This window comes from Mesorhizobium sp. B3-2-1 (assembly GCF_006439515.1).
Classification (GTDB): domain Bacteria; phylum Pseudomonadota; class Alphaproteobacteria; order Rhizobiales; family Rhizobiaceae; genus Mesorhizobium.
Genome location: NZ_VFTI01000001.1, coordinates 167,305 through 184,271, shown reverse-complemented (window position 1 = coordinate 184,271; position 16,967 = coordinate 167,305). Strand labels below are relative to the sequence as shown.

Sequence of the window (16,967 nt, the reverse complement as noted above, 5' to 3'; positions counted from 1 at the left end):
ATTTTCGTGGGCTGCCGATTGACATTCTACGCCTTCGGGTGTGTTCTCGTAAACGTTTACGGAAAAACGTTTACGGTAATGCCGTGAACGCCGGGACGATCGGCCTGGAGGGGCCGAGAGGGAGGAGTGCTGGATGATCGACGCCGTCCTGGTCGGCTGCGGAGCGATGAGCAAGGCCTGGCTCGATGCCGCGCGGCGGATCGATGGGCTTGCCATTGTCGGCCTTGTCGACCTCGATGCCGACAGGGCGAAGGCGAGGGCGCGAGAATACGACCTCGGTGGTGCCGTCATCGGCACCAGCCTCGACGCCGTGCTCGACCAGACCCGACCGCAAGCGGTGTTCGATGTAGTGGTTCCCGCCGCCCGGCGCGACGTTGCGTTTTCCGCCTTTGCCCATCATTGCCATCTGCTGACGGAAAAGCCGCTCGCCGATAGCCCGGAAAATGCCCGCGCCATCGTCGAGGCCGCCCGCCAGGCCGGGCGCATCCATGCCGTCGTCCAAAACCGCCGCTACGTCGCCAATGTCAGACGCATCCGGAGGTTTCTGGACTCCGGCGCCATCGGCAAGCCGACCAGCATCCACGCCGACTTTTTCGTTGCGCCGCATTTCGGCGGTTTTCGCGAGGAGATGGCGCATGTGCTGCTGCTCGACATGGCGATCCACACATTCGACGCCGCCCGCTACATGGTCGATGGCGAGCCGGCCGGCGTCCATTGCCAGGAATGGGAACCGGCCAATTCCTGGTACCGACAGGGCTCGTCGGCCAGCGCGGTCTTCGATCTCGGTGGCGGCAAGGTCTTCACTTATGCGGGCAGCTGGTGCGCGGCCGGCTTCCGCACCAGTTGGGAGGGCAGCTGGCGCATCGTCGCCGAGCGCGGCAGCCTGATCTGGGACGGCCATGACGGGTTGAAGGCGGAAGTGGTGGTGCCGGGCCGCGACGGCATGTTCGACAAAATCCAGCCAATCGAGGTGCCGGCGCTCGATCCCGCCGACCGCGTCGAGGGCCATCTCGGCATCATCAGGGATTTCATGCATGCCATCGAGACCGGCACCGAGCCGGAAACGCGCGGCGCCGACAACATCAAGAGCCTGGCCATGGTCTTTGGCGCCATCGAGAGCGCCGAAACCGGACGCCGCGTGATGATCGCAAAGGAAGCACATTGATGCCAAACCCGCTTCTCGACATCAGGATCGGCACCATGGTGCGGGCCAACCTCGACGACCCGGCCGCCTACATCAAGGCAATCCTGCCGCTCGGCTTCGAGAGCATTCAGCCCTTCTTCTGGCAGACGCTGGGTGGCAAGGACCTGCCCCGGCTGGCCGGCCAGATCCACGAGGCGATCGGCGACGCCGATGTCACGGTGTCCTCGCTCGGCGTGTTCGGCAATCCGCTGGAGGGCGGCGATATCGACCGTGGCGTGCTCCAGGCTTGGGAGACGGTCATCGACAATGCGCATTTGTTCGGCGCCTCGATGGTCTGCGGCTTTACCGGCCGGCTCCGCGGCAAGCCGCTGACAGACAGCCTGCCGCGCTTTCGGGAGGTGTGGGGGCCGCTGGCCAGGCGCGCCGCCGACAAGGGCGTTCGCATCGCCTTCGAGAACTGTGCGATGGACGGCAACTGGGCTGCCGGAGACTGGAACATCGCCCACAATCCGGATGCCTGGGAGCTGATGTTCAACGAGTTGCCTGACGACAATCTCGGCCTCGAATGGGAGCCCTGCCACCAGCTCGTGTATCTGATCGATCCGATGCCGCAGATCCGCAAATGGGCACCGCGCATCTTCCACGTCCACGGCAAGGACGCGACGGTGCGCTGGGACGTCATTCGCGAGCACGGGGTGTTCGGCCGGCTGCCGTTCGTGCAGATGCGCACGCCGGGCTTCGGCGACAGCGACTGGACGCGGGTGATCAGCGAATTGCGGCTGGCCGGGTACAAGGGCGCCATCGACATCGAAGGCTGGCACGATCCGGTCTATCGCGGTGACCTCGAGATCACGGGGCAGGCGCGGGCGCTGGAGTATCTCAAGCTATGCCGGGGAGGTGCGAGCTACCTGCCAAATCCGGCGTGAGGATCGGTCGGCGGGAGGAGCCGGCCGCAAGTGGTACTGCCAAAGCAATCGTTCAAAGGCCCCCTCGGCTGACGAGGGAAACAATGGGAGGAACGTGCATGAGCATCGCGATCAGAACGACACTTCTGCGCACGACCGTCGTGGCGGCGGCCACGGCGCTTACCGCCGCAATCTCCACCTTGCCGGCGCAGGCGCTCGACGCCCAATGGTGCAAGGACGTTCACATCCGCTTCTTCGTCGGCGGTGCCGAGGGCGACGCCTTCGGCACCATCGTCTACAATGGCGCCAAGCAGGCCGCGGCCGATCTCGGGCCCAAGGTCGACTACATCTTCTCCCAATGGGACGCGGAGAAGATGGTGCAACAATTGCGCGAAGCGGTCGCGGTCAAGCCTCAGGGCATCGCCATGATGGGCCATCCGGGCGACGCCGCGATCATGCCGCTCGCCGAAGAGGCGCATAAGGACGGCATCAAGATGATGTACCAGAACGTCCCGGTGCCGAAGGTGACGGCCGCGTTCGGTGGCGGCTATGTCGGCGCGCAGCAGGAACAGCAGGGCCGCGCGCTCGGCGCCGAAGCGTTCAAGCTCGGCAAGCTCAAGGCCGGCGACAAGGCAATCATGATCGGCCCGTTCGAGAACGAGAACCGGGGCGCGCGCGAGCGCGGCACGGTGGCGGCGCTGAAGGAAGCGGGGGTCGAGGTCATCCAGCTGTCCTCGCCGCCGAGCGGCGAATGGGCTTCCGACCCCAACCTCGCCATTCCGGTGATCACGGCGGCGCTCCTCAATCACCCGGACATCAAGGCGGTCGGCTATCCCGGCGGCCAGATGCTCGGCAATGTCGCAACCTACATGCAGGCGGCGGGGCGCAAGCCCGGCGATATTTTCAACTTCGGTTTCGACACCAGCCCGCAGATCGTCGAAGGCTTCAAGGGCGGCTGGGTGCAGCTGACGGCCGACCAGCAGCCGTTCCTGCAGGGCTATCTGCCGATCCTCAGCCTTTGCCAGCAAGTGGTGCTGGGTCTGGCGCCGATGAATGTCGACACCGGCGCCGGCTTCGTCACGCCGGAGAATTACGAGATCGTCGCGGAACTCGCCAAGCAGGCGCTGCGCTGAGCTCCCAAGCCGTCGGCCGGGATCAGGCCCCGGCCGGCGGGACCGCTGGTGCGTAACAATCAAGCGAGGATCCAATGGCCGAACGTCTCATAGAACTGCGCGATATCGCCAAGTCCTACGGCCACGTCTACGCACTTGGCGGGGTCAATCTCAGCGTCGACCGCGGCGAGGTGGTCGGCCTCATCGGCGACAACGGCGCCGGCAAGTCGACGCTGATCAAGATCCTGTCGGGCGTGGTCAAGCCGACCAGCGGCGAGATCCTCATCCGCGGTGAGCCGGTGACCGGATGGAATGCGGCACGTTCGCGCGAGGCCGGCATCGAAACGGTGTTCCAGGACCGGGCGCTGGCCGTGCAGCAGACGATCGTGCGCAATATCTTCATGGGCCGCGAACTCACCGGCTTTCTCGGCTGGCTGAAGGTCGGCAAGGAAATCGAGGAGGCGAGTCGGCTGATGCGCGAGATAGGCTTCACCTCGAAAGTATTCACGCCGCACTCGATCGTCGGCCAGTTGTCGGGCGGCGAACGTCAGGGCGTGGCGATCGCGCGCGCCATCTACAAGCAGGCGGAACTGATCGTCCTCGACGAGCCGACGACGGCGCTGTCTCTGACCGAGACCGCCAAGGTCTTCCATTTCGTGCGCCAGGTGCGGGCGAGCGGCCGCTCGATCCTGTTCATCGGCCACAACATCCATCATGTCTTCGACATCGCCGATCGCTTCGTGGTGCTGGATCGCGGCAAGGTCGCGCTCACAGCCGACCGGAGCGAGGTCAAGTCGGCCGAAGATCTCATCAATTTCATGGAAGACGTCGCACATCCGGGTGGGTTGGCCGGGTTGCACGACACCGGCGACGCGGAGCAGAGAGCACGATGAGCAAGACCATGGAGCCCAATCTGCACGAGCCGGCGGCCGGCACTTCCCGCCAAGGCAGTTCCCAGAACGAGTGGAAGCACCCGTCCGATCACTGGATGCGCGGCTTCATCCTTGACAACCGCGCGTCGCTTGGCACGCTCGGCGTGTTCATCGTCATGATGGCGGTGTTCATGATCGCCAACCCGACGGTCTTCACAACCTGGTATCTCTACAGCGCCGTGCTCACCACGCTTCCCGTGGCGCTGTTCGTGGTCGTGCCGCTGGTCTTCGTCGTCACCTGCGGCGAGATCGACCTGTCGTTTCCCGCGACGATGGGTTTTGCCTCCTGGGTCTTCGCGCTGGTGGTGCAGGCCGGCTACGATCCGTTCCTCGGCATTGCGGCAGCGCTGGTCACCGGCACGCTGCTCGGTTTCCTCGTCGGGTCGCTGGTGGTCTATGGCGGGCTGTCGTCGCTGATCGCCACGCTTGGCATGAATTTCCTGCTGCGTGGACTGATCCAGATCATCAATGAGGGCAGATCGACGTCGCTGACCAGCCTTGCCGACAGCTGGGCCTACAGGATCTTTTCCAGCCAGATCCTGGGCGTCCCAGTGCAGATATTCTGGGCCATCGCCTTCGTCGTCCTTTCGGCGCTGCTCTACAACCGCCACCGCTTCGGTGCGCAGGTCAAGGTGGTCGGCGACAATCCCGACAGTGCCCAGCAGATGGGCATCGACGTCAAGCGCGTGCGGGTGAAAGTATTCGTCTTCGTCGGCATCGGGGCCGCGATCGCCGGCACCTTCTCGGTGATGATCAACTTCACCTGGTGGCCGACGGCAGGCGACGGCTATCTCTTGCCGGTGCTGGCCTCGGTGTTCGTCGGCGGCACGCCGACCTGGGGCGGTATCGGCACAGTGGCCGGCGGCGCGATCGGCGCGGTCACGGTGTCGTTCATCCAGACCGGCGTTGTGGCGGCTGGCCTGAGCGGCTTCTACGTCCAGTTCTTCAACGGGCTGATCATCATCCTTTCGCTGCTTGGCCATAAATGGAACCAGGCAAGGTATCGGTGACACGATCAGCTTGGTGCGAGAATTTGTTGGCCGACGGCGCCGGCATTGATGGAGCTGTCTGCCAACCCACGCAACTTGATATGGGTTAGCTTTTTCCTCCTCGAGTTTCACCGAGAAGATCGGCACGATGGCTGAGCTCACGCGCCAAAGCTATCGGCGACCGCAGGGTTCTTGCGTCGAAAGAATCCGTGCCTGACAAGGCAATGGACAATTCGAGAAACATTCCATGCTCTCGTCCGTCTATTGAAATTTGGGGTTGGCCTTTCGCCAAGCCTCATACTCTTCGTTGGCACTTGGGTGCAGCGGATAATAGCGTTGCAACGACCCGCCCTCCATGAGCTTCATGCGCGAAAATTCCTCCCAGTCGTGATGCTTCTGTGATTCATCGATCACCTTTGCGGCCATTGCGACGGGCAGCACGACCACCCCGTCGTCGTCGGCGACGATGATGTCGCCGGGGATCACCGTGACACCGCCGCAGGCAATCGGAACGTTGACGGCATTGGGATAGATGCTGGTTTGCACATGGTAGTTGGGCGTCCAGCCGCGCAGCCATAGCGCCAGATCGAGCTTTTCGACATTGGGCCGGTCGCGCATGCACCCGTCGATGACGATACCCGCGCCGCCTCTGCCCTTGAAATACGTCGACATCATATCGCCGAAGACGCCCGAGCTCATGTCGCCGCGCGCGTCGACCACGACCACGTCGCCTTCCTGCGCGTGGTAGAGCACATGCCGGTGCAATTGCGTCTCCGGGTCGGCATATTCGCCCTCGGTGAAGAGGTCCGGCCGCTGCGGCATGAACTGCAGCGTCAGCGCCGGCCCGACGATCGACTTGCCGTGGTTCTGCGCCACCGGACCGACCATGTGCGGATTGCGGAAGCCCATATGGCCAAGCGTGCCGGCGACCGTCGCGGCGCCGATCTCCCTTAGCGCGTCGATCAGATCCTTGGGCGGCCGCGTGATGTCGGAAGTATGCGTCATTGTGGACTCCGATTGAAAGGGAACTACCAGTTCGTGACAGAACCATCGCGGCGCTTGAGGTGGGGCGCTTCCCAGAAACGGAAGCTCTGCGCGCGGACCGCCTCTTCGTTGACCTCGACGCCGAGCCCCGGCAGATCGGTGACGAGATAATCGGGGCCGTCGAGCCGTGGTTGCACCGGGAAGAATTCGGAATTGTCGAAGCCAAGCTTTGCTTCGGGCGCCCTTGTCTCCAGCCACGAAAAATTGGGTACCGCGGCGGCCAGATGCACGGTCGCGGCCGTGCATACTGGACCAAGCGGATTGTGTGGCATCAGGTCCACATAGTGCGCCTCGCTCCAGCCGGCGACTTTCATCGCTTCGGTGAACCCGCCGACATTGCAGATATCGAGCCGGTTGAACTGGTGGATGCCGCGCTCGATATAAGGCAGGAACTGCCACTTGCTTGCAAATTCCTCGCCGATGGCAAAGGGGATGTCGGTCATGGTGCGCAGGGACTCGTAGGCCTCCGGCGTCTCGTCGCGTATCGGCTCCTCGAGGAAATCGAGCACGCCGCGGTCGAGCTTGTTGCAGAAGCTCGCCGCCTCCGCCACCGACAGCCGATGATGATAGTCGATGCCGAGGACGACATCGTCGCCCAGCGCCCCGCGCGCCTTGTTCAGCATAGTCGCTGTAGCGCCGATCGACTCGCGGGGCTCGAAGATGTCCCTGCTGTTTTGCCCGACGGGGAAAAAGCGGATTGCCTGCCAGCCCTGGGCGCGCAGTTCGCGGGCCCGCTCGATGGCAACATCGCCCTCGGCCTCGTCTCCGGTCGAGGCGAAGGTGGGGATCCGGTCCCGTTGCTTGCCGCCCAGCAGCTCGTAGACCGGCACCCCCAGCGCCTTGCCCTTGATGTCGTGAAGGGCGATGTCGATGGCGGATATCGCCGCCTGCAGAACGCGCCCGCCTTCGAAATACTGGCTGCGGTAAACCTCCTGCCAGATCCGCCCGATCTGCATGGGGTCGCGGCCGACCAGAAACTCGCTATAGTGCTCGACCGCGCCGGCCACGGCCTTCTCGCGTCCGCTCAGGCCGCTCTCGCCCCAGCCGAAGATGCCGTGGTCGGTCTCGACCTTGACCAGCATCTGGTTGCGCGTTCCCACCCACACCGGATAGGACTTGATCGCGGTGATCTTAAGCTTCGCAGTCATCCACGTCCCACAAGCATTCCGCCCTGTCTCAGCCGGCCTCGAGGGCCATTTCGGTTTCGCCGTCGAACAGATGCATCCGCTCCTGGTCGAACTCGAGCCAGATCCGCTCGTCGGGCGCGACGGCAATGTTCGGCGGCACGCTGACGTTGACTATGGCGCCGGACAGGATCGCCTGCACGAAGGTGACGTCTCCGGTTGGCTCCACCGTGTAGACCTTGGCCGGGATGCTGCCCGGCACCGCACTCTTGTGCAGTTTGATCGTCGAGTGACGTGCGCCGAGTACGACTTTCTTGGTCGTTGCCTTCGTGACCTTCTGGACGTTGCGCGGCGAGAGCCCGAGGCTCCAACCCTCCGCGCTGGTCAACACGGTTCCGCCGTTCGCGGAGGACGCCTCCAGCGGAATGAGGCTCATCGCCGGGCTGCCGATGAAGCTGGCGACGAACATGTTCACCGGATGGGCAAAGACCTGCGCCGGTGAATCGTATTGCTGCAGGAAGCCACCGTTCATCACCGCCATCTTGTCGGCCATCGTCACGGCTTCGAGCTGGTCGTGCGTCACATAGATGATCGTCGCCTTCAGATCCTGGTGGAAGCGCTTGATCTCCGACCGCATCTGCACGCGCAGTTTGGCGTCGAGGTTGGAGAGCGGCTCGTCCATGAGGAACACCGCTGGGTCGCGCACGAGCGCGCGGCCCAGGGCGACGCGCTGCTGCTGGCCGCCCGAAAGTTCACGCGGCTTGCGCTCGAGCAGGTGCGTCATGTCCAGCACGCGCGCCGCTTCCTTGACCTTCTTGTCGATCTCGTCCCTGGGCAGTCTGCGCATCTGCAGCGGGAAAGCGAGATTCATATAGACCGACTTTTGCGGATAGAGCGCGTAGTTCTGGAACACCATTGCGATGTCCCTGTCCTTGGGGTCGAGATCGTTGACCACCCGGTCCCCGATGACGATGTCGCCCGAGGTGACCGGGGTCAGCCCCGCGACGAGATTGAGCGTGGTTGTCTTGCCGCAGCCTGAAGGGCCGACGAGCGCAACGAACTCGCCGTCGCTGACCGTCAGCGAAACGTCGTTGACGGCTTTGAAGTTACCGTAGGTCTTGACGAGATCTTTGAGGACCACGTGGGCCATCGGCAACTCCCTAATGCTTGACCGCGCCTTCTGTCAGGGCGCGTACGAAGTATCGTTGCAGGACGAGGAACAGCACCACGACGGGCACGCTCATCATGAAGCTCGCCGCCATCAGGCCCGGAAAGTCCGTCGTATTTTCCGAGAAGAAGCGCTGGATGCCGACCGGCAGCGTCAACTGGTCGTTCTTGGAGAGGAAGGTGTAGGCGTAGATGTATTCGTTCCATGCGCCGATGAAGGAATAGATCGCAGTGGCGATGATCCCCGGCGTCGAGAGCGGCATCACGATCATGATGAAGGCCTGAAACCGCGTTGCCCCGTCGATGCGCGCCGCCTGCTCGAGCTGCACCGGGATATTGTCGTAGAAGCCCTTGAGCAGCCAGATCGCCAGGGGCAGGCCGAAGGTGAGGTAGGTCAGGATCAGCGAGCCATGCGTGTTCACCAGCCCGATCGCGCGCATCAGGATGAAGAGCGGCACGAGAAAGATCACCGCCGGGAACATGTTGCGCAGCAGCACGGCGAAGAACAGGAAGTTCCGGCCCGGGAAAGTGAAGCGCGAAAACGCATAGGCCGCGGGGACGGCCACGATCACCGAAAGGATTGTCGTGGCGGTCGACACGAACAGGCTGTTCCAGAAGAAGCGCAGGAAGTCCTGGCCGACACTGTTCTGCGGATCGAGCAGCTTCTGGTAGCTGGCAAGCGTAGGCTCGTCCGGCCACCATTGTGGCGGGAATTGCGTCGCCGCGAAGCCGGACTTGATGGAGGTGATCAGCATCCAGATCATCGGAACCGCGGTGTAGAGCAGCATGAACAACAGGAAGATGCGCCCGGCCCACCGCCATCCGTCGACGCGCATGCGGCGACGGGTCCGGCCTCGAGAGGCTGTCTCGGCGATCGTGCTCATGCGCTCCCCTCTTTCCGCTCATTGCCGTTCAGCGCACGGACGTAGAAATAGCCCAGCGCCATCAGGATGAGGAATAGGAGCACCGAATAGGCGGATGCCACGCCCCAGCGCTGGCGGCCGAAGGCGAGCTCGTAAATGTGGGTTATCCAGATATGCGATGCGTTTGACGGCCCGCCTCCGGTCATGATCCAGGGGATGATGAAGGAATTGAAGTTGGCTACCGCCAGCAGCAGGATCGTCACCACCGAGACGTTGCGCAAGTGCGGGAAGGTGACGTGCCAGAAGCGTTGCCATGCGTTGGCCCCGTCGACTTTGGCGGCGCGCAACAACTGGTCTGGGACAGTCTGCAGGCCGGCCATCATCATGATCATGGCAAACGGGAACTCGCGCCAGATATTGACGACGATCAGGGAGGGCAGCACAGTGCTGACGTTGTCGATGAAATTGGGCGGCCGGTCGGTCAGTCCGAGGCCCACCAGCACCGCGCCGATGATGCCGAAATCCGAATGGTAGATCCACTTCCAGATATAGGAGGCGGCGACGGCGCTGATCACCCAGGGAATGATCAGGATAGCGCGCAGGACACCGCGGCCGACAAAGTCGCGGTGCAGCGCCAGCGCCGTGGCAAACCCCAGGACAAAAGAGATGAAGGTGGACCCGAATGTCCAGATCAGGGTGTTCCAGGTTACCTTCCAGAACACCTCACTGGTGAGGATGGTGGTGTAGTTTTCGAAGCCGATGAATGTCTTGTCGCGGAGCTGCAGACCAGGCGGCGTCTTATAGAACGACAACTCGATCGTGTAGTAGATCGGATAGGCGATGACGATGAGCATCACGGCGATTGCCGGGAGCACGTACGCATAGTCGGCGCGATGCTCCCAGACGTTCCGCAACGCGCCGGACCTGCCGCGTTGCAATTTTCGGCGACCCTCGGCCTTGCCGGTCACGATCGTCACTGTGGCGTGCCCTTGTTCTTCGGAACGAACCGGCTGCACTCTCGGCGCAGCCGGCCAGATCGGAGGTCAGGTCCGGACTAGAGTCCGCCCATCAGGTCTTTCACCTTCTTGGCCGCGTCGTCCGCTGCCTGATCGACGGTCATCGCTCCGGTCAGGGCATTCTGCAGCATGTCCGGGACGATGATGTTCATGATCTCCGGGGACTCTGGCAGCGCCGGGAACGGGATGCCATACGGCAGCATCGAGGTCGTGACATCGAGGAACTTGATGTTGTTCAGACGTTCCTTCATCCACTTGGTCTTGAAGCCGTTGAGGTTGCCCGGGTTCGAGCCGGCATAGGCCATCTTCAGCGACCATTCAGGGCTCGTCCACATGCAGATGATCGCCTTCGCCGCCGGCTCGTCCACCTTGCCGCCCTCTACGTATTCGGGCTTCAGGATGTGAATGTTCGAGCCGCCGAACACGACGGCGCGCTTGCCGTCGGGGCCGGTCGGGATCAGGCCGTAGCGCATGTTGTCGATAACGGTCTGCGCCTTGTCCTTGTCGGTTCCGGTCGCCTTGGCCTGGAGGTCGAGCATGACGTTGTAGTCGGACGGGTGCGAGATCATCATGCCCAACTGGCCGGCGACGAACAGAGGCTGGTTGTCGGCCTGCTGGTTGGTAAGTGCCGAAACCGGAACAGACTTGTCGCGAACATACATGTCGTATGAGGCTTGCAGCGCCGCCTTGCTCTGCGGGCTGTCGAGCTCCACTTCCTTGTAAGTCGGATTCGCGGTGGCTTCGTCGAAGACGCCGCCGCCATAGGCCCACAACTGCGGCATGAAGCGATAGGGCGTATTGCCGGCATTCTTGCGAGCCACGAGGCCGTAACCGGCAATGCCGAGCTTGTCGTGGATCTGCTTGGAGTATTTGACGACGTCGTCCCAGGTTGCCGGAGCCTTGTCCGGATCGAGGCCCGCACGCTTGAAGATGTCGGCATTCCAGATGAACGCCATCGTCTCGTTGTTCGTCGGTATGCCGTAGGTCACCCCATCCCAGGTCACGGCCTTCATGGCGCCGGGCCAGAAATCCTCGGTCGAATAGCCGACATCCTCGGGTTTGAGCGGCTGCAGGTAGCCCTTCGAGGCGAATTCGGTACCGCCCAGGATTTGCAGGCGCACCGCCATCGGCGCGGCATTGCCCAGGAGTGCCGTGCGGAATTTGTCGAGAAGGTCGTTATAGGTGAGTGCCTGTTCCTCGAGCTGGATGTTCGGATAGGTCTTGCGGAAAGTCTCGAAGAAATCCTTGTAGTACTGGCGCAGGAGGTCGGGGTCGCCCTCGAACACGCCCTGATACCAGAAAGTCAGTCGCCCCTTGTAATCGAGCGGGGTGATCTTGGCGCAATCGCCGGCCGTGTCGAAATCCTGTGTTCCGGCGATGGAGCGCACATATTCGGGCGACCATTTGCTCAGGTCGACCGGCGGCGCACCCAGCGCCGACGTGGACATAAGCGATGCCGCCAAAACTCCGACGACAGTGCCGCGCAGGACCGCACTGCCGAGCATGATCCTCGTCATAGGTATCCTCCCTGGTTCTCCGCCCTGCGATCGCGAGGATGGTTCTTTCGGTATAATGTACCCCCTCGATCGGTTAGTACGTTTTCAGATCATGAATTGCCTGTCAACGCGCCAGATCGTACATTGTTTGTGGGAACCGTGCGTGATATCGGACAGACTGTGTATTAATTTGGGGAGCCGGCCTTGGCCGAAACAAGCGATTTCAAAGCAAAGCCACCTGCGGGGATCGACGCCATCGGAGCCTCCAGCGAGGGCGCCTCGCTTTACGAACTGATAAGGGAAGACATCATCGAGGGACGGCTCGCCGCCAACGAACGGCTTGTTGTCACCGATCTCGCCCGCCGCCACGGCACGTCGACCAATCCCGTGCGCGAGGCCCTGCAACTGTTGCGCGGCGAGGGGTTCGTCATCTTCTCGCCCAATCGCGGGGCGCGTGTAAGGCCCATCGATCAGGATTTTGTCCGCGACATCTACGAAATCGGTGTTCTGATCGAACCAGCCTTGACGCGATGGTTCGTGGGTATGGCTACCGGCGAGGACATCGCCGAACTGGAACGCATCCAAGGCCTGATCGAAGAGAACAACTTCGCCGACACGTTCAGGCACAGCGAACTGGATACAGCCTTCCACACCGTGATGTACCAGCGGCACTATAACCGCCATGCAGCCGAGCTCTGGTGGAAGCATCGCGAAGTGCTGCGAGCGGTGAGCCGACGCTTCAATTTTACGCTCGCGCGGCGTGCCGCGATCATTCGCGAGCACCGCGAACTCATTGCGCTCATCAAGGCGGGAGAGGCAGACAAGGCAGCCGAACTCATTTCCCGCCATGTCGAGGGTTCCGGCCGGCATGTTCTCGAACAGATGCGTGCGCGCAACGCCGCTCGGGCCGGATAGGACGAGGGATCAAGTCTAGGATTACGGACAAAGGTAGTTGAAATGAAAATCACGAGCGTTCGGCCGTGGCTGATCAAGTCCGATGCTTCCTATTGGGGAGAATTCCTGTTCGTCGAGGTGACGACAGACGAGGGGGTGAGCGGCTGGGGAGAGATCACCACCACCACCGAGCTCGCCAACCGTGCCCTCTGCACGATCCTTCGACAGATCGGAGCCGCGGTGACGGGCGAGGATCCGGCGCGTATCGAGCATCTCTGGCACAAGATCTTCCGCAGCTTCACCTATATGGGCAGCCGCGGCGCCGCGGTCGAATGCGTGAGCGCGATCGACATAGCCCTCTGGGATCTCAGGGGCAAAGCTCTCGGCAAGCCGGTCTACGAGCTCTTGGGCGGGCCAGTCCGGGATGAAATCGCGCTCTACACCCATCCCAACCAGGCTAAATTCACCAGCAAGGATGCTGTGGCCCGCGAAATCCTGGACATCGTCGAATCCGGACACACTGCTCTCAAGTTCGATCCTTTCCCTCACCAGGGTCGCGGTGCCGGCGGCGTGTCGCGCGAACAGCGTGACGGCTACCTCGATGGCAGCATGACCCGCAAGGACGAGCGCGAGGCTGCCGAACTCACGGCTCTGATCCGCGAAACGGCGGGACCAGATGTCGACATTCTCATCGATGCGCATGGCCGCTTCGACGTTCCGACCGCCATTCGCCTCTGTCGCAGCCTCGAGGAAGCCGGCCAGATCGACTGGTTCGAGGAGCCTTGTCCGCCCGAGAGCCTTAACGCCCTTAAGCAGGTGCGCGAGAAGGTCAGTGCCGCCATTTCGTGGGGCGAGCGCGGCCACACGAAGTGGGATTTCGTGCCGGTGCTCGAGAACAACCTCGCCGACTACATCATGCCCGACGTCACCTGGACCGGCGGCATTACCGAACTCAAGAAGATTTCCGCCCTGTGCGAAGCCTACTACATCCCGGTCTCGCCCCATGATGCCGCGGGGCCGATCAACGTGGTTGCGGGAGCGCAGGTGATGATGACCGTTCCGAACTTCTACAAGCTCGAAACGTCGGAGTGGAATTTGGGTAAGTACAATCATCTCATCGACAAGCCGCTCGACGTTTCGAACGGCAGCCTCAAGCTTTCGTCGAGGCCGGGTCTCGGCATCGAGATGAACCGCGATTATTTGCAAGCCCATGAGATCGAACTGGGCTAGCGCCATCGGCAGCATGCGGGGCGACAGGCCCGCCGACCAGAACGAGGATAAGTTATGCCAAGGACGGATGGAGCCGACGAGGCCCTCAACCGGGTCAACACCAATTCGAAGCCGTCCGAGCTTCGCATCACCGACATGCGGGTGGCCGAGATCGTCGGTGCGCCGTTCACCTCGGCGCTGCTCAAGATCTATACCAACCAGGGCATCGTCGGGCTTGGCGAGGTGCGCGACGGCGCCAGCGCCACCTACGCGCTGATGTTGAAGAGCCGGCTGCTTGGCGAGAACCCCTGCGACATCGACCGCCTGTTTCGCCGGATTAAGCAGTTCGGCGGGCACGGCCGGCAGGGCGGCGGCGTCTCGGCGGTCGAAATCGCGCTGTGGGACATCGCCGGCAAGGCCTATGGCGTGCCGATCTACCAGATGCTGGGCGGACGGTTCCGCGACAAGGTGCGCGTCTATTGCGATACCGACGCCGAGAAACCCAGCGGCACCGAAACCGGCAAGCGCCTCAAGGAACGCATGGGCCGCGGGTTCACCTTCTTGAAGATGGATCTGGGCTTGATGCAGATCGCCCATGTCCCGGGCGCCGTGGTCGCACCCGCCGGCGCCTTCGAAGGGTTTAACGGCAACCCGCGCGGCTGCGGTGGCTCGTTCGAGGAGCGCAAGGCCCGCAATCTCGCTTATGACGCGCAGAACGTGCAGCACCCGTTCACAGGCCTGCATTTCACCGAAAAGGGGATAGACCTGCTCGAGCAGTATATCCACGAGGTTCGCGAGGTCATCGGATACGAGATCCCGCTTGCCATCGACCATGTCGGCCACATCTCGCTGCAGGATGGCATACGCCTGTCGCGCCGTATCGAGAAATACGTTCCGGCCTGGCTGGAGGACGTGATCCCCTGGCAATACACCGAGCAGTACCGGCAATTGCAGCGGGCTACCACGGTGCCGATCTGCACCGGCGAGGACATCTACCTCAAGGAAGGCTTCGAGCCGCTGCTCAAGAGCGGCGGCCTCTCGGTCATCCACCCGGACCTGCTCACCAGTGGGGGCATTCTCGAGACCAAGAAGATCGGCGATATGGCGCAGGATCACGGTGTCGCCATGGCGATCCATATGGCCGAAAGTCCGATCGCCGCGATGGCCGCCGCGCATGTCGCCACCGCGACCGAGAACTTCATGGCGCTCGAGTTTCACAGCGTCGAAGTGGACTGGTGGGACGATATCGTCACGGGTCTGCCCAAGCCGCTTGTGAAGGACGGCTTCATCACCGTGCCCGACAAGCCGGGGCTGGGCATAGACGATGTGGTCGACGAGGTGATCAGCCAGCATCTGCAGCCCGGTGTCACGGGGATATGGCAATCCACCGAGCATTGGGACAATGAATATAGCTGGGACCGGACCTGGAGTTAGCCCAGACCCCTTGCCCTCATTCCCCCAGGCTCACAGGGCCAACGACGACCATTCGTGTCGACCTCTCCCAAGGGAGAGGCGAAGAAAGAAACGGACGAAACCATGATCTACGAACTGCGTATCTATGACTGCCTGCCGGGCAGGCTGCCGACTTTGCTCAAGCGCTTTTCCGACCAAACGCTGGCCATCTGGGAGAGGCATGGCATCCGCCAAGCCGGGTTTTTCACCACGGCGATCGGCGAAAACAGCAATCGCCTCACCTATTTCCTCGCCTGGGAATCGCTGGCCGAGCGTGAGGCGAAATGGGCGGCTTTCGTCACCGATCCGGCATGGCACAAGGCCCGGGACGAGTCTGAGCGCGACGGGCAGATCATTGCCAATATCAGCAGCCAGCTGCTCACGCCGACAGCTTTCTCGTCTGTGAAATAGGACTGCGCCATGAAGATCACCGACCTGCGGTGCGCCGTTATCGGCAAACATCCCATCGTCCGTATCGTCACTGACGAAGGTCTCTACGGCCTTGGCGAGGTCGAGTTCACCAAGACCTACCTCAAGCCATGGGTGCTGCATTTCCGCGAGGCGCTGATCGGCGAGGATCCGACCGACGTCGAGCGGGTCATGTTGAAGATCCGCCAACGCGGCTCTTTCAAGCCCTATGGCGCGGCGGTCAGCGCCATCGAACATGCGCTGTGGGACATTGCCGGCAAGGCGGCGGGCGTGCCGGCATATAAGCTGCTCGGCGGCAAGGTGCGCGACAAGGTGCGCGTCTACAACGGCTCGATCCGCCAGAAGCGCACGGGCGACCGGCCGGAGGATTACGCCGCCGATGTCAAATGGATGATGGAGCAGCCGCAGAATTTCTTCATGGTCAAGCAAGGAATCTCGTTCCATTCCAACATGAAGGACACGGTCGATGCTTTCCACTATGGCGTAACGCAGAAGAAGGCCGGCTATCACGGTGCCATGGATCAGGGCGTGATCAGCGAACGCGGTTTCAACCACATGCTCGAGTGCGTGATCGCGATGAAGGAAGTGTTGGGCGACAAGGTCAGCCTGGCGCTCGACTGCGGCCCGGGCTGGATGCTGCCCGATGCGATCAAGTTCGCTCGCGCGGTCGAGAAGTACAATTTGATGTGGCTCGAGGATATGCTGACCGGCGACTACGTGCCGTGGGTCAACCCGCAAGCCTACCGGGAGCTGACCACCTCTACTTCGACGCCGATCCATACCGGCGAGCAGATTTACCTCAGGCACAATTTCAAGGAGCTGATCGAGACGCAGGCGGTGCGCGTCATCGGCCCCGATCCTGCCGACATTGGCGGCATTGCCGAGCTCAAATGGGTCGCCGAGCACGCCTATATGCACTCGATCCTGATGGCGCCGCACGGCACCGCGAACGGCCTGCTGGGCCTCGGCGCGCTGATCAATGTCTGCGCCACCTTGCCCGCCAACTACGTGGCGTTCGAATACCCGAGTGCCTCCGATCCCTGGTGGAACGACATCGTCATCGGCCTGCCCAAGCAGATCGTGAAGGACAGCATGGTGGATCTGCTCGAAGCACCGGGGCTGGGCCTCGACATCGACGCCGAAGCAGCCAGGAAGTATCTCAGGGAAGAGGATACAGGTTTCTTCGACTGA

General features: G+C 62.4%; 16 protein-coding genes. 10 read left to right on the top strand and 6 right to left on the bottom strand.

The genetic code is table 11. From position 1 onward, the window contains the following. Positions 1–133: 133 nt before the first annotated feature. The 5 genes from FJW08_RS00910 (at position 134) to FJW08_RS00890 (ending at position 5,103) form a co-directional block, all read left to right on the top strand. Positions 134–1,165 (top strand): Gfo/Idh/MocA family oxidoreductase, encoded by a 1,032-nt coding sequence (locus FJW08_RS00910; RefSeq protein ID WP_140756977.1) that lies wholly within the window; start codon positions 134–136, stop codon positions 1,163–1,165. Continuing rightward, on the top strand, positions 1,165–2,070 hold the full coding sequence (locus FJW08_RS00905; RefSeq protein WP_181178381.1) for a sugar phosphate isomerase/epimerase: 906 nt from the start codon (positions 1,165–1,167) through the stop codon (positions 2,068–2,070). The genes FJW08_RS00910 and FJW08_RS00905 overlap by 1 nt, the downstream gene beginning before the upstream one ends. A gap of 98 nt (positions 2,071–2,168) precedes the next feature. Then, positions 2,169–3,182: a substrate-binding domain-containing protein gene (locus FJW08_RS00900; RefSeq protein ID WP_140756981.1), complete on the top strand. Its 1,014-nt coding sequence runs from the start codon at positions 2,169–2,171 to the stop codon at positions 3,180–3,182. A gap of 74 nt (positions 3,183–3,256) precedes the next feature. Beyond that, positions 3,257–4,054, top strand: a complete 798-nt coding sequence (locus FJW08_RS00895; RefSeq protein WP_140808168.1) for an ATP-binding cassette domain-containing protein — start codon at positions 3,257–3,259, stop codon at positions 4,052–4,054. Next, complete coding sequence (locus FJW08_RS00890) at positions 4,051–5,103, top strand: ABC transporter permease (protein WP_140808167.1); 1,053 nt, start codon at positions 4,051–4,053, stop codon at positions 5,101–5,103. Before FJW08_RS00895 ends, FJW08_RS00890 begins: the two co-directional genes overlap by 4 nt. 240 nt (positions 5,104–5,343) lie before the next feature. Here FJW08_RS00890 and FJW08_RS00885 read toward each other — a convergent pair whose 3' ends face one another. The 6 genes from FJW08_RS00885 to FJW08_RS00860 form a co-directional block, all read right to left on the bottom strand. Further along, entirely contained in the window at positions 5,344–6,087 is a 744-nt protein-coding gene (locus FJW08_RS00885; RefSeq protein ID WP_140808165.1) for a ribonuclease activity regulator RraA, read from the bottom strand. Positions 6,088–6,110: 23 nt separating this feature from the next. Next, positions 6,111–7,274: a mandelate racemase/muconate lactonizing enzyme family protein gene (locus FJW08_RS00880; protein ID WP_140808164.1), complete on the bottom strand. Its 1,164-nt coding sequence runs from the start codon at positions 7,272–7,274 to the stop codon at positions 6,111–6,113. Between the two features lie 28 nt (positions 7,275–7,302). Beyond that, positions 7,303–8,400, bottom strand: coding sequence for an ABC transporter ATP-binding protein (locus FJW08_RS00875; protein ID WP_140808162.1), 1,098 nt, complete (start codon positions 8,398–8,400; stop codon positions 7,303–7,305). 10 nt (positions 8,401–8,410) lie between these two features. Beyond that, positions 8,411–9,301 (bottom strand): carbohydrate ABC transporter permease, encoded by an 891-nt coding sequence (locus tag FJW08_RS00870; protein WP_140808160.1) that lies wholly within the window; start codon positions 9,299–9,301, stop codon positions 8,411–8,413. Further along, positions 9,298–10,257, bottom strand: coding sequence for a sugar ABC transporter permease (locus FJW08_RS00865; RefSeq protein ID WP_140808158.1), 960 nt, complete (start codon positions 10,255–10,257; stop codon positions 9,298–9,300). Before FJW08_RS00865 ends, FJW08_RS00870 begins: the two co-directional genes overlap by 4 nt. Before the next feature lie 77 nt (positions 10,258–10,334). Next, positions 10,335–11,813: a sugar ABC transporter substrate-binding protein gene (locus tag FJW08_RS00860; RefSeq protein ID WP_140808156.1), complete on the bottom strand. Its 1,479-nt coding sequence runs from the start codon at positions 11,811–11,813 to the stop codon at positions 10,335–10,337. 183 nt (positions 11,814–11,996) lie between these two features. Here FJW08_RS00860 and FJW08_RS00855 point away from each other — a divergent pair, with 183 nt between their 5' ends. The 5 genes from FJW08_RS00855 (at position 11,997) to FJW08_RS00835 (ending at position 16,967) form a co-directional block, all read left to right on the top strand. Next, complete coding sequence (locus FJW08_RS00855; RefSeq protein ID WP_140808154.1) at positions 11,997–12,707, top strand: GntR family transcriptional regulator; 711 nt, start codon at positions 11,997–11,999, stop codon at positions 12,705–12,707. 42 nt (positions 12,708–12,749) lie between these two features. After that, positions 12,750–13,916, top strand: a complete 1,167-nt coding sequence (locus FJW08_RS00850; RefSeq protein WP_140808152.1) for a mandelate racemase/muconate lactonizing enzyme family protein — start codon at positions 12,750–12,752, stop codon at positions 13,914–13,916. Between the two features lie 54 nt (positions 13,917–13,970). Next, positions 13,971–15,329, top strand: coding sequence for a mandelate racemase/muconate lactonizing enzyme family protein (locus tag FJW08_RS00845; RefSeq protein ID WP_140808150.1), 1,359 nt, complete (start codon positions 13,971–13,973; stop codon positions 15,327–15,329). Between the two features lie 102 nt (positions 15,330–15,431). Next, positions 15,432–15,758: an NIPSNAP family protein gene (locus FJW08_RS00840; protein WP_140808148.1), complete on the top strand. Its 327-nt coding sequence runs from the start codon at positions 15,432–15,434 to the stop codon at positions 15,756–15,758. 9 nt (positions 15,759–15,767) lie between these two features. Beyond that, positions 15,768–16,967, top strand: coding sequence for a mandelate racemase/muconate lactonizing enzyme family protein (locus FJW08_RS00835; protein ID WP_140808146.1), 1,200 nt, complete (start codon positions 15,768–15,770; stop codon positions 16,965–16,967).